13 protein-coding genes and 1 tRNA gene are annotated in these 11,810 nt (G+C 61.2%); 2 read left to right on the forward strand and 12 right to left on the reverse strand.

Features of this window, described 5'->3' with window-relative positions; genetic code table 11:
- Positions 1 to 12: 12 nt before the first annotated feature.
- The 9 genes from ACWV8V_RS18225 to ACWV8V_RS18265 all read right to left on the reverse strand — a co-directional run bounded on the left by ACWV8V_RS18225 (position 13) and on the right by ACWV8V_RS18265 (position 8,281).
- Positions 13 to 495: a hypothetical protein gene (locus ACWV8V_RS18225; RefSeq protein ID WP_353086624.1), complete on the reverse strand. Its 483-nt coding sequence runs from the start codon at positions 493 to 495 to the stop codon at positions 13 to 15.
- A gap of 252 nt (positions 496 to 747) precedes the next feature.
- Entirely contained in the window at positions 748 to 1,641 is an 894-nt protein-coding gene (rimK, locus tag ACWV8V_RS18230) for a 30S ribosomal protein S6--L-glutamate ligase (RefSeq protein ID WP_259259357.1), read from the reverse strand.
- 160 nt (positions 1,642 to 1,801) lie between these two features.
- A complete protein-coding gene (locus ACWV8V_RS18235) occupies positions 1,802 to 2,485 on the reverse strand; it encodes a hypothetical protein (protein WP_455900401.1) in 684 nt (227 codons plus the stop codon).
- A gap of 412 nt (positions 2,486 to 2,897) precedes the next feature.
- On the reverse strand, positions 2,898 to 4,244 hold the full coding sequence (locus ACWV8V_RS18240) for a hypothetical protein (protein WP_455900402.1): 1,347 nt from the start codon (positions 4,242 to 4,244) through the stop codon (positions 2,898 to 2,900).
- A gap of 177 nt (positions 4,245 to 4,421) precedes the next feature.
- Positions 4,422 to 4,616 carry a hypothetical protein gene (locus tag ACWV8V_RS18245; RefSeq protein WP_455900403.1) on the reverse strand — a complete coding sequence of 65 codons (195 nt, stop codon included), beginning with the start codon at positions 4,614 to 4,616 and terminating at the stop codon, positions 4,422 to 4,424.
- Between the two features lie 967 nt (positions 4,617 to 5,583).
- Complete coding sequence (locus ACWV8V_RS18250; protein ID WP_259259351.1) at positions 5,584 to 5,916, reverse strand: colicin immunity domain-containing protein; 333 nt, start codon at positions 5,914 to 5,916, stop codon at positions 5,584 to 5,586.
- The gene (locus ACWV8V_RS18255; protein ID WP_455900404.1) at positions 5,913 to 7,004 is read right to left on the reverse strand and encodes a colicin D domain-containing protein; all 1,092 of its coding nucleotides are present in this window, start codon (positions 7,002 to 7,004) and stop codon (positions 5,913 to 5,915) included. Before ACWV8V_RS18255 ends, ACWV8V_RS18250 begins: the two co-directional genes overlap by 4 nt.
- A gap of 222 nt (positions 7,005 to 7,226) precedes the next feature.
- Complete coding sequence (locus ACWV8V_RS18260) at positions 7,227 to 7,598, reverse strand: hypothetical protein (RefSeq protein WP_455900405.1); 372 nt, start codon at positions 7,596 to 7,598, stop codon at positions 7,227 to 7,229.
- An 83-nt stretch (positions 7,599 to 7,681) separates the two neighbouring features.
- Positions 7,682 to 8,281 (reverse strand): hypothetical protein, encoded by a 600-nt coding sequence (locus ACWV8V_RS18265; protein WP_455900406.1) that lies wholly within the window; start codon positions 8,279 to 8,281, stop codon positions 7,682 to 7,684.
- 156 nt (positions 8,282 to 8,437) lie between these two features.
- Between ACWV8V_RS18265 and ACWV8V_RS18270 the strand changes: the two genes are divergently transcribed.
- Positions 8,438 to 8,926: a hypothetical protein gene (locus ACWV8V_RS18270; protein WP_455900407.1), complete on the forward strand. Its 489-nt coding sequence runs from the start codon at positions 8,438 to 8,440 to the stop codon at positions 8,924 to 8,926.
- Between the two features lie 14 nt (positions 8,927 to 8,940).
- Here the strand turns inward: ACWV8V_RS18270 and ACWV8V_RS18275 are convergent, their stop codons facing one another.
- The 3 genes from ACWV8V_RS18275 to ACWV8V_RS18285 all read right to left on the reverse strand — a co-directional run bounded on the left by ACWV8V_RS18275 (position 8,941) and on the right by ACWV8V_RS18285 (position 11,397).
- Complete coding sequence (locus ACWV8V_RS18275; RefSeq protein WP_455900408.1) at positions 8,941 to 9,168, reverse strand: hypothetical protein; 228 nt, start codon at positions 9,166 to 9,168, stop codon at positions 8,941 to 8,943.
- A gap of 201 nt (positions 9,169 to 9,369) precedes the next feature.
- Positions 9,370 to 9,443, reverse strand: a tRNA-Gly gene (locus ACWV8V_RS18280).
- A gap of 124 nt (positions 9,444 to 9,567) precedes the next feature.
- Complete coding sequence (locus tag ACWV8V_RS18285; protein WP_455900409.1) at positions 9,568 to 11,397, reverse strand: autotransporter outer membrane beta-barrel domain-containing protein; 1,830 nt, start codon at positions 11,395 to 11,397, stop codon at positions 9,568 to 9,570.
- 205 nt (positions 11,398 to 11,602) lie between these two features.
- On the opposite strand from ACWV8V_RS18285, the gene thiS reads away from it, so the two are divergent.
- The gene (thiS, locus tag ACWV8V_RS18290) at positions 11,603 to 11,803 is read left to right on the forward strand and encodes a sulfur carrier protein ThiS (protein WP_455900410.1); all 201 of its coding nucleotides are present in this window, start codon (positions 11,603 to 11,605) and stop codon (positions 11,801 to 11,803) included.
- Positions 11,804 to 11,810: the final 7 nt, after the last annotated feature.

The following is an 11,810-nucleotide window of genomic DNA, read 5'->3' on the forward strand; positions in this document are numbered from 1 at the left end:
GCTGAGGCCGCGTCAAAGCGTCATTTCCTTGGGTGCCAAGCGGCGCGGATCGTCCATCAGGCTCTTGGCCCGTTCCATCGCTTCCCGGCGCTGGGCCACGGTCATGCAGACGCTCTTGTTCATGTTGCTGCCAGTGGCGCGCTCGCGGCGGCAGACCATGCGGCTGTCGGCCTTTGCACGGGTCATGATGGTATTGACCACTTCCTGATCGTTGAAGATCTCGGTGCGCTGCTGCTCCGGTAGCTGGTTCATACGTTCACGGTCGCCCATCCGGTTGCGGATACGGCTCACGGCCGCCTGCACCCGGCTTTTGTCTTCCATGCTGATTTCACTGTAAGCCTCGCTTCCCAGCGCGCGTTCGACATTGGCCAGTTGCTCGGCCACGGGCGCATCGGCGGTGATGGCCACCGCAGCGTCCCGGCCCTTGCCGTCAGCGCTGGCCTGCGCGGCCAAGGGGAGGCTTGCAAGCACTGCAATAGCGAGCAATCGATACATCCGCGACATCCTTATCCACATGTATGAGCGCCAACTTTACGAGCTTGGAAGCGACGCCCACAAGTTACTGATGGCAGGGTGGAATCGACCGACGCCACCCGGAAAAAGGCCCGGACAGCTGGCGCTGACCGGGCCTGAAGGTGTTTCCCGATTACCGTTCCTGCTGAGGAGGGCAGAGCTGCGGTTCGACAGAGCCTACGCCGGGGTCGATTAAACCGATGTTAAGACCTCACCCTGCCTTGCAAAGGCCTCTCAACCCTTTGTAATGGATGGCTTTTTTAGAGAAACCACGTGGTCGATGATGCGCCCGGCAAGATCGGCCTGGCAGATCGCCTCAATGCCCTCCAGCCCGGGGGTGGAGTTGACCTCCAGCACCAGCGGGCCACGGCTGGAGCGAATCAGATCGACCCCGGCCACGCCCAGCCCCAGCGCCTTGGCCGAGCGCACGGCCACCTGCTGCTCCGCCCGGCTGGCCTTGGCCGCGCGGGCACTGCCGCCGGCATGCAGATTCGAGCGGAAGTCGCCCTCCGGCGCCTGGCGCTGCATCGCCCCGACCACCTGGTCGCCCACCACCAGGCAGCGCAGGTCCGCGCCCTGCGCCTCACCGATGAACTCCTGCATCAGGAAGTTGGCGTACAGCCCGCGCAGTGCCTCCACGATGCCGCGCGAGGCGCTGGCCTTCTCGGTCAGGATCACGCCGCGGCCCTGGGTGCCCTCGTTGAGCTTCACCACGTGTGGCGGCGGGCCGAGCATCGAGAGCAGATCGACGGTGTCGTCCGGGTTGTCGCCGAACACCGTGACCGGCATGTCGATGCCCTTGGAGGCCAGGATCTGGTGCGCCCGCAGCTTGTCACGGGCGCGCAGGATGGCATCGGAGGGGTTGGGCGTGCGGGCGCCCATCATCTCGAACTGGCGCAGCACCGCCGTCCCGTATCGGGTGACCGAGGCACCGATGCGCGGGATCACCGCATCCACCCCGGTGATCGGCCGCCCCTTGTAATGCATGGTGAAGCCGTCCGCAGCGATGCGCATGTAACAGCGCAGCGGATCGAGGATGCGCACGGTATGGCCCCGCGTACGCGCGGCCTCCACCAGGCGACGCGTGGAGTACAGCTTGCTGTTGCGGGACAGGATGGCGAGTTTCATCGCGGCGCAGGGGGCGGGAAAGCGCGAAGCATAGCGTGTGGCGCGTGTGGTGGAGGTGTCAAAACCAATAAACCCCATCGCCAAGAACCCCAGCACTCACGCCGGCCGCACGTTCAAGCGCAGCCGGCTAGCCGTAGACCCCTCACGTGCGCTTCCACGCTCAGACCGCGTTCCCTCTTTCTGCGGCCTCTTTGAAAACCCCTGCGACCTTCTCCAGCCTCGCTGCGAAGACGCACGCCATTGCCGAACCCAGGAGGAGCCCAAACATGACCGCATAGACGGTGACGGATATTGTATTCACATAACTGTTCAACATCGGCACGGACGACGGCAGCGACGTACTGTTCACTTTGACTGCGGCCGCCAAAAGACTGAGACCCACCGTAAACGCAGCACCGAATGCAACGCCGATACCGGCTCTTCGCGTCCAGCTTTTGGATTCTAATTCAACCAGCATAGCCCGCTCTCGGAGCAGCTCACGGGGGTAACTACTGAGCCAGCTGATAAGCTCTCTCTGGTGAGCAATCTGGCGATCTACCTTTTGCGCGGCCTGCCTAAAACCAGCCTTCACATGATTGAACACCTCTACCAGCATCAGAGCTACCCATGTTGCGTAAACGAGTACAAGCAGCGCGTAAAGCAGGACCACGGTGTATTTCGCAGTCACCATGCCCATCCATCCAAACTTCGCTACGGCAACCACAGCTGCCATTAAACCCAGCAGAACGGCCATCGCAATTACTGCGCAGCGATCCTTCCTTCCAGTTTTCCTGCTCTCTTGGAGCTTGACTCGCTCCAACATGTCAGAGATAGATGGCAGATCAATTGCACTTGACTGACTCATTGCGGCTCCTCATCAGATTGAACGGCAATGATGGCAACGCGGCGTCTCCGATAATGAGACGCGATCCCGCAAAAAACGGAGCAGGAATCTGATCGCAAGCGCTGGTCGCGACGAAACTAGAGTTCAAATACGACTCCTCCGAGTATTGCCCGAGCAGGCTTAGGGTTGCTCTGCACAATTCCGCTATCGCTCCATTTCGATCAAGGTGCGGCTGGATCGGTGTCCCGCGGGGCAAAGAATCACTGACTTACCTAGCTCAGAGACCGGTGCGTATCTTAGTTGCCACCCGTTTTGAAAAACTTCTCACAGCATGTCTGGTGCGACGGGGGAAGCTGACCTTCCGCGAGCAGCAGGGTTTCGGGATGCCGATGACAGGGCGAACCCCGCCACCGGCGTCGTGTAGCGCGGGGGGTCAGTCGAACCAGACCAGCGGCATGTCGGCATTGAACGACATGTGTCGGAAATCTCCCAGCGCCTGCGCTACGGCCTGTACGGTGTGGCAGCCCGTTCCTAGTGCGGAAGAGCCCGCGCTCAGGTAGCTGGCTGAAATAGTGCGGGTACTTACGGAGTTTGGCTTGGATCCCAACTGCTGAGTGCCGAGACTTCCCACCTGCTGGCCATCGATCTTCAGGAACAGGAACACGCTGCCGCCACCATCGTTCGTATCACCCTGAACGCGAGACTTCGTCGAGAACAGCACCACACCGTTGTGCCCCTGCGGGATGCAAACCTGGCCCTCACCGATCACCACCTCCGAGCCCACCGACGGGCAGCTGGGCGAGAATCCATTGGTCCCGACACAAACATATGCGAAGCGCCGGTAGGGACCTGCCGCGGCATAGTTGAATCCCGGATTCAAACCCTTGCCGGCCACGCCAAAGCCATTAGCCAGCGTCACGAGCCGGGAGTTGGCGCCGAACTTGTACTTCACGTTGTTGGTATTGGCGTCCTGCGGCTGGTAGTACGGCGATTCGGACGCGACGAAGCTGACGCTGCTGTAAGCCGGCGGGTTGATGAACAGGCCCTGCGAATAGAACGGAGCCTGCGTTTCTGCGCCATTGAAGATGTCGTTGATCGACCAGGTCATCGATTCGATGCCAGGCTCCTGCTCGTTCAGGAAAATGCCCATCATGCCGTCGCCGTAGGTTCCCCAGTCGAACGCGCGGCCAGATGCCATGGCCACGATGGGGCCGCCGGGATTGCCTGCCTGGGCGGTCATTAGCAGCTTGCGGTCCTTGGCCAGCAATGCCATTCCTTCTGGACTGCCGACCGTATTGAAGTCCAGCTGCGCGGTATCGCTAGGAAGACGGCTATTGGTGACCGAGCCCGCAGAGGTGATGAGCACGGAGAGGTTACTGGCGGATCCGAAGTTGACCGCCGATCCGATGGCCTGTCCGGACAAGACGACCGAGTGGCGTCCAGCGGGCAGATACTTGGCACCGATGACGTTGAACGAATGCTGCTGGGCGGACGTCGACTGGCGCCAGTCGATATAGCTGTCGTTAGAGACGACCTCGCCGTTGATGGTGATGTAGGCACTGGCTGCAGAGCTGCCTCCAGGGAAGTAGCGCCCGTCCGACTGTACGTATACCCAGCTAGGCGCGCTTAATTCGATATCGCTTGAAAGCAGAGTGGCAGTGCCGGGTTGTACCAGTTGATCAGCGGCAAGCTGCAGATAACGGGAGCCTGGCATGGCGGCGGAAGCCTGCCCCACTGCCAACGCGACGGCCAAGCCTGTATACAGGGTGATACGCTTCATCTGATGTCCTTTCAGGTGTCGAGTCACGCTACGTGACGAAAGGAATCTACTGGATATAGACCTTAACTTCTGTGACTGCGTACCAATGCGCGGTGCATTGGAAGATTGTATGGAAGCACAAGTGATCCATCTCGTTGTTGGCGACAGTGATCTGGGAGGAGAAGCGCATGGGCGTACTCAGCCTGCGCCATCACCTTCGCATTTTACATTCTGCTGTTTGCTCTTTGCTGCTTGCTGCTTGCTGCTTGCTCTTTGCTCTTTGCTCTTTGCTCTTTGCTGTTTGCTGCTTGCTGTTTGCTGTTTGCTGTTTGCTGTTTGCTGTTTGCATCCAGCGTATCTAAGCGACCCGCCAAGTTGTTCGGCTTCAGGCAAACTCGCATGCAGTGACACAAGGGCACAGTAACCGGGAGCTCCGCGGAGGCGATCTAACCGGTAATTGGCATTTCAAGGCTATGCACGTGCGCTTCGCAATTCACTCTAACGATCAGAAGGCAGTCAACAGCCCAATCCGTGCAAGAGCATCCGAAGAAACAAGGAGTGTGGCAGCGGCGTGTACGTGGAGAACAAGTTGTTCCAGGCGCTCTACCGCCACGCCGACGCCTTGCTGCGGGACGCCATGTACCTCACCGACCTCACCGGCCGGCGCGTCGGCGACGTCTAGTTCATCGACCTTTGCCAGCTCACCCCACGTGGCTTGGCCATTACGCAGGCGAAGTCCACTAACAAGTTGATCATGGAGATCACAGGTGAGCTCGCGACATTGCCGGAGCGGATCGCCAAACGGAAGAGCTAGAAGCTACCCGAGGGCAGATCCAAGCCCTACAGCACTCGCTTTATGATGGACAACAGCGGATTGGAACTCGGCTTCCGCGCTCCGCTACCGGCTTGACAAGACGAGTGACGACGCCGCTATGGCACCCCGGGACCTGCGCGCGAAGGCAGGAACGGAGAAGGCTGATTCGGCTAATGACATTCGCGAGGGGCAGGGCCAACTGGGGCATTTATCGGTCACCACGACCGAGATCAACGAGCGAGAGCTAGATGGAAGGCAAGCTTCACTTTGACAAACCAGCTACATGGCTCCTCATCGCATTCAGCAGGGACGACGCCCAGCAGATACCACAGCACCCTGCCTTACGCTGAACGTACACATTGCGGAGCGGGCAGGACTTTGCGGAGCGGCCAAAATCCATTAAAGCTCTGGGAAGCATGGAGCCGATGATGGGAACCGAATTATTTCACGCCAACCAATTGATTCTCCCAGCTTACCCAGCAGGAGGGTGATCCAAAAATTGTGCCTCAAATGGTACCCCAGTCATCCTATTTTGTCGTCAAGAAATCATCGGGCGCGGCCCGTTTTTGAAGGAGGGCGGGAGCGCGCTGCTTCCCGTGCCTCCACTAGGCGCAGCTCAACTGCGGCACTCATCGCCTGCTCCTTCAGCTGCTCAGCGTTCAGGTAGAAGGCAGGCAGTGACGCCAACAGCTTTTCGTCATCTGTATACGAATCCGCATCCCCGAACAGCCCATCCAAGACCATAAAGCTCTCTTCGGGAAGCGCTACATCCTCATTCTTGAACTTCTCTAAATACCTTCCACTGAACTCGTCGGCATCAATTTCGCCGCCAACGAAAGCATCGATTAGAGAGAGATACTCAGCAACTTTCCGAATCATTTTGAACCTCCGAGCGATCCACTCTCGAGCACGTGGTTCAGCTGCTGGTTGCTCAGCTTCCAACCTGAAAGGAAGCTGCCCGACGAATCTTTCATCACATTAAGCCCAGTCGCGGGATCAACGAAATGCGTGACATCGTTGCCGCGGTATGTTCCTTGAATGGCCACAGTTGAATCACTTGCCACATGCCGCTCAATTGCGGACCCGAACTCCGTTAACGTCTTGTTGTTAGCATTTCCTGCTACGCCAAAGTCGCCGGCATGCTTGAAAGCATGCTGAAGCTGAGGCCGGCTAAAATTCATCGACATGATACCTTCCTTGGCGATAAGGCTGGCGCCTCTCAGCATTTTCACCGGGGGGAGAACCGCCGCTATCTCCAGCCCAGCCCCTACCCTGTCACCTGAGTTGACTGATCCCCATCCCTTGTCAGAAATCTGACTGATCCCTTCAGCCCCAAGAACCGTCCAGGCGGCGCTCAAGGTCGCCCAACCGGCGCAGGACACGGGACCGCAGCCCTCCGCACCCGAATCAATCATCTCTCCAACACTTTGCCGGCCGTCAGGATCCGTGAAACGATACGGATTATTGTTAGCATATCTGTAGCGGTGAAACTGGCTAACCGGGTCACTGTAGGCCGTTACTGGATCCACAGACAGGAACATCCCTATCTGAGGGTCGTAATAGCGCTGCTGCATTTGCGAAAGACCGGTCATCGAGTCGCTGACGTGCCCTGCATAGCCAGGGCGGTCATTCGCCTGCCCATTCACCTCTGCGCCGTAGGGTTCATAGACGACCCGGCGGGTAACGACACCGTTCGCGTCCGACTCCGCAATGACTGACCCCTGCACATCTGTATGGATGTAGGTGACTGTCTGAGCGAAGGCGCCGGGCAGACAGAGCAAAAAAACGGCTGGTGACGCCAGCAATCTCGCAGTCCGTTCGCGACTGGATCGCCCGGACCAAGTGCGACCGAACTGAACGAGGGCTCCAACAACCCTACGCAGCGAATGCAAGATGCCGCTCACATACGTTGAGGCATTGCGGCATTCGCCACCGAGCCCGGACGGGGAAAGCTCCTCATTCTTCATCTCGAGATTCCTTTTGTGTATCACCAGCGCCACAGCCCCTTACGGACTCTTGAACGGAGCAGACTTTCTCTATGTAGCAGACCCACCGAATGCAGACCTATCGTCCGTCTCTAGAGACACTCTACTCTCCCATAAGTGACATAGGCCAACGCACTCGCCTTCCCTGACGCGCAAGAAGTGACAGGAACATTGATGATTGCCGACTCGGAATACTCGGACTGCTCAGTCCAATGATCGATCGACGCCTGCCCCCAAAAAGTTGAGTTCATCATGAATTCGATGCGACAGAAGGGGTAATCGGCGTCGCTCCCAAAGGCGCATTCCCACACCACTGTTCCAGCAGGTGGACCACTCGGCGTTGCACAGGTGTTGCCAGTGTTGACCCAGTCGCCGGCGGGCACCAAATTCCCACTCCAGGATTCCAAGACCCCAGTAATCCTCAATCTTAGGATTAGCTCGCCAAGCATCGTAGATGCTGATGATCTGCTCTACTGAAAAATGACCGTCGCCATCAAGACCCAAGCAGTGGACTCGATCCCCTTCTACCTTGACGAAGTGAAGCTCCTCATCGCCCAAAGTTAGGGTGACACTCACGCCTCGAACCGCCGCGCCTGCCTTACCTGTACGAGGAATTCGTTCGGGTACAGCATTCTGCTGCGCGTAAGCGAGCCAATATCTCAATCGATCTGATGAGAACACACGGTCTCCGGGAGGTTGCGGAGCGACCTGGCCATTGTGGCTGCCGCGTCCTGTTCAGCTTCCCGCATTTTATCCAGCAGCCACTCGTACACGCCACGCCAGCGCTCCCTATAGCTCGACTCATCGCGGCCGATGACCATCAGCTCGGCCTCGTCGCTGTTGATGCAGCGGTCCTGCATGGCCTCAACGGCCGTGCCGGTCAGGCGGCCAACGCCGGTGGTGATGTCAAGCAGCTTCAGCTGCAGCGCGCCGATCTCGTCCGGCCAGCCGCCCTCCGGCGGAGGCGGCACCACGTCCACGGCCATCCCGAGGCGGCCGGCCAGCGCCTGCATCCACTCCAGGGCGTACTCGCTGCCGCCAGCCTTCTCCTGCATCCACTCGGCAAGCAGTTCGGCGATCTCGATCGATACCGACTCACCCTCCAGGCCGCGCAGCTTCGCGCGCAGCGTCTCCGGGTGCATGGTCTTGCCGCGGCGATCAGCTAGGAACGCGGCCGCGTCGGCCACGCCGCCGGGCGTCTTGCGCACGGAGTTGTAGAGGACGTCGATCCAGTTGAGGGCGGAGGTGCGGCAGGTCATGGGTTCACCTTGGGAGGGCTGGTGCTTCAAGGTTTCGGGGCTGGCCCGGGCGGCGCACGATTGGCGCCATGGACAACAACTGCTCAGGGATCGAGGGCGCCGCCCTCCTTGCGTTACGCTGGATGTGCGAACAACTCAGCCCGCAAGGAGGGCGACATGGACTTGGCCTCAATCGGCATTGCTTTCACGGCTCTCGATACGATCCGAAAGGGACTTGGCGCAGCCATCGAGCTGCGCGACTTCAACAAGGCAGCTACAGAACTCGCGAAACTCAACGAAGCCCTGATCAGTGCTCAGACGGCCTTGCTTGCTCAGAACACCGCGCTCTTCGATCTGCAGCAAGAGAAGTTCGAGACCGCAGAGAAGTTGAGAAAAGCGGAGGAATCCCTCGCGGAGCGGGGTCGCTACTCGCTGTTCGAGCTCACTTCCGGGAACTACGCCTATCGCGTGAACGTCGCCCCACAACAGAGCGGGTCCAGCGAGCCAGGAAGCTCGGAGCCTATGCACTACCTCTGTCAGCCTTGCTTCGACAGTGGGCGAAAGGTCGTTCTGCAGAGGCAGTGCGCACTCGGTTCGATCCACGCCCGTTGCCCTGCTTGTACCAACGAGGTCGACACTGGGGAGCGGTACAGCATGAGCGTTTGAAGGCTGAGACCGGCTCATGCAGCCTCCACGTTGATGATTCGGTCAGCGTCCGGGTCGCGCGGTGCCTCTTGGGCGACCGGCTGCTGTTCCTGCACGCCCAGCAACCTCATCACCTGCGGCAGCGCCGGGACGCTCTGCTCTTCCGGCCAGCCCTCCACCTGCTCAACGGGCAGCTTCAGCAGCTTCGCCAGGGGCGCATCGGTCTTGAAACCGAACTTCGCCCGCAGCGCGCGCTTGCTCATACGGCTACGGTGTTGCGCCGTATCAGGATGGCGGGGCGACAAGCGGGCCAGTTGTCGAGTGGACACTGACTTTGCCAACTGAGGAACAAGCAAACGCGCTACTGGCCGAAATCTAGGCTGTACCGTGGCGGCAGAAGCTCAAATTGCGGAGCGGCTGGGATATTGCGGAGCGGCCCAAATCCCCGCATGCATTGGGGGATATGGAGCGGGTGAAGGGAATCGAACCCTCGTCAGTAGCTTGGGAAGCTACAGCTCTACCATTGAGCTACACCCGCAAGGCGCGGCGTAAGTCTATTCGGGCGGGGGCATGAAAGGCAACGGGCGGCACTGGGCCGCCCGTTGCTTCTCGCTTTCCGCTGCCGTGCGCGGCGCCCGCGAACGGGCACTGCGCACGTGGGATCAGAAGCTGGCGCCGAAGCTGGCGAACAGCGACACGTCACGCGCGCGCTTCTGCATCGTGGTGGTGCTCATGCCGATATTGCTGCTCAGGCCCCACAGGTTCAGGCGCGCACCCAGCACGGCGGTGGCGTAGTCACGGTCGAACTCCAGGCCCGGCACCTTGTACATGCCCACGTCCGGCATGGTCTGCAGCCAGGCACTGGCCTGCTTGCTGTCCTCGAACTCGTGGTCGTAGGTGACCTGCACGTACGGCTTGACGTTGCCGCCATCGAAGCGGGCCTGCCAGCCAACGCGGCCGACGGTCGAATCCACATCCTGGTCGGCATAGCCCAGCGCCGAGGCGCTCAGGTTCGATTCGGTGTAGCCGTCCAGCTTCACCTTCTGCCAGATCACGGCGGCGACCGGACCGTGACGGAAGCCGCCTTCGGTGCCGAACTCGTAACCGGCGTTCAAGGCCGCGGTCAGGTTGCTGCCTTCCGGGGACCCCTTGTGGATGCGGGTGGCCGGGCCGAGCTGCAGCTTGCGGGTCACGTCGTAGTCCAGCCAGCTGTAGCTGAGCTGGCCATTGACCCAGGCGCGCTCGCCATACCAGCCGGCGAACAGGCCCACGGTGGTGTCGGACTGGGTGAAGTCACCCTTGCTGTTGCCGAAATCGGCGTCCATGCGGCCATAGCCGGCGAAGCCGCCGACCACCATGCCATCACGCGCCCAATCCACACCGAACAGGCCGGCCGGGGCCATGCCGTCGTACAGGTCGGCGTGGGCGTAGCGCTGCATGTCGCCGCGCAGGTTGCCCCACCAGCTCAGGCCGTCGGCCGGACGGCCATCCACATGCCAGCTGACCTGGTCAGCGCGCGAGCGGCCGATGGTCTGTGCCGAGTGGGTCAGGATCTGCTGGTTGCGCGGGGCTTCCAGGATCGACAGCGTGTACTGGCCCAGCATCTCGTGCGTGGCCGTGGTCGGGTGCACGCCATCGGCGAACACGTAGCTGTTGGCAGCGTTCGGGGTGGCGTAGCTGGTCGGGTTGCAGGTCAGCGAGGACGCCGTGGTGCAGGCCGGGCTGGTCACGTTGACGAAGCCGTACTGCGCCGGGTTGGCGACGATTTCCTGCAGGATGTGGAAGGTGTCGACCGGGATCACCTGCAGGCCGGCAGCCTTCAGGCCACCGAACAGGGCATCGTTGTAGGCCTTGGCCAGCGCGGTGCCGGCAGCCATGCCGGCCGGGCCACCGGCGCGGGCGCCCGGGGTCAGGCCGACGTCCGGAATGGTCGGGACGACGATGTATTCGGCGCCAGCCGCCTTCAGCGTGCCGACGATGCCGACCTGGTCGGTGACGGCGTTGGTGAGGGTGGAGACCAGCGGCGCGCCGGCCTGGATCGCGAACAGATCATTCGCACCGCCCCACACGGTGTACAGCGCGTTCGGATCGGCCTTGCCGCCGTTGGCCGCCAGGTACTGCGCGGTCTGGGTCTTGAGCGAGTACACCGGAACGGCCGGGGTACCGGCAGCCAGCACCTGGCTGGTGTCCACGCCGACGCGGGCGCCGCCGATGGCGTAGTTGTCACCGTTCTGGCCATTGCCGTGGGCCGCACCGTTGGTGCCGTAGTAATTGGCCACGTGCTGGGCCCAGGTCCAGCCCGGGTTGGTGGTGAACTGGCCGGTCACCGGCTGCACCGAAGCGGGCAGCAGCGGACGGAAGTAGCCGGCATCAGTCAGGCTGTCGCCGATGAAGACGGTCTTGGTGTACGGCGACTGCGCCATGGCCGGCATCGCGGCCAGGGCAATGGCCACGGCCATGAGGGAACGGATCGGGCGTTTGCTGAGCAACATGAAAATTCCTTTAAGGTGGGGAAAACGGCGGACGTACGCCGGCGCACGGTGCCATGTTTCCACTGCACCTCGCCGGCATCACGCTGCGCTGCGGCATGAACTGCCACAGCCCGCCGCCCGGCCATCGTTGGCCTGACGCGCGCGGCACCTCTGCCGCGGGGCGCACAGGGTACGCACTGCGGGGTGATTGCGGGACAATACCGTCATGAACATCCAGCTCAACGGCGAGAACCGCCAGCTTCCGCACACCGCCACCGTCCACGACCTGCTGCGCAGCGAAGACCTCCTTGAGCGCCGCGTGGCGGTCGAGGTCAACAGCGAGATCGTCACCCGCAGCGAGCACACCAGCCATGTCCTGCGCGAGGGCGACGTGGTCGAGATCGTGCACGCGCTGGGCGGCGGCTGAGGCAGCA

This window comes from Stenotrophomonas sp. Ker107b (genome assembly GCF_053847245.1).

Excerpts from the sequence above, each read along its gene's own strand:
- ACWV8V_RS18225 (WP_353086624.1), bottom strand. The coding sequence starts at position 495 with ATGTATCGATTGCTCGCTATTGCAGTGCTTGCAAGCCTCCCCTTGGCC.
- rimK (WP_259259357.1), bottom strand. The coding sequence starts at position 1,641 with ATGAAACTCGCCATCCTGTCCCGCAACAGCAAGCTGTACTCCACGCGT.
- ACWV8V_RS18235 (WP_455900401.1), bottom strand. The coding sequence starts at position 2,485 with ATGAGTCAGTCAAGTGCAATTGATCTGCCATCTATCTCTGACATGTTG.
- ACWV8V_RS18240 (WP_455900402.1), bottom strand. The coding sequence starts at position 4,244 with ATGAAGCGTATCACCCTGTATACAGGCTTGGCCGTCGCGTTGGCAGTG.
- ACWV8V_RS18250 (WP_259259351.1), bottom strand. The coding sequence starts at position 5,916 with ATGATTCGGAAAGTTGCTGAGTATCTCTCTCTAATCGATGCTTTCGTT.
- ACWV8V_RS18255 (WP_455900404.1), bottom strand. The coding sequence starts at position 7,004 with ATGAAGAATGAGGAGCTTTCCCCGTCCGGGCTCGGTGGCGAATGCCGC.
- ACWV8V_RS18265 (WP_455900406.1), bottom strand. The coding sequence starts at position 8,281 with ATGACCTGCCGCACCTCCGCCCTCAACTGGATCGACGTCCTCTACAAC.
- ACWV8V_RS18270 (WP_455900407.1), top strand. The coding sequence starts at position 8,438 with ATGGACTTGGCCTCAATCGGCATTGCTTTCACGGCTCTCGATACGATC.
- ACWV8V_RS18275 (WP_455900408.1), bottom strand. The coding sequence starts at position 9,168 with ATGAGCAAGCGCGCGCTGCGGGCGAAGTTCGGTTTCAAGACCGATGCG.
- ACWV8V_RS18285 (WP_455900409.1), bottom strand. The coding sequence starts at position 11,397 with ATGTTGCTCAGCAAACGCCCGATCCGTTCCCTCATGGCCGTGGCCATT.
- thiS (WP_455900410.1), top strand. The coding sequence starts at position 11,603 with ATGAACATCCAGCTCAACGGCGAGAACCGCCAGCTTCCGCACACCGCC.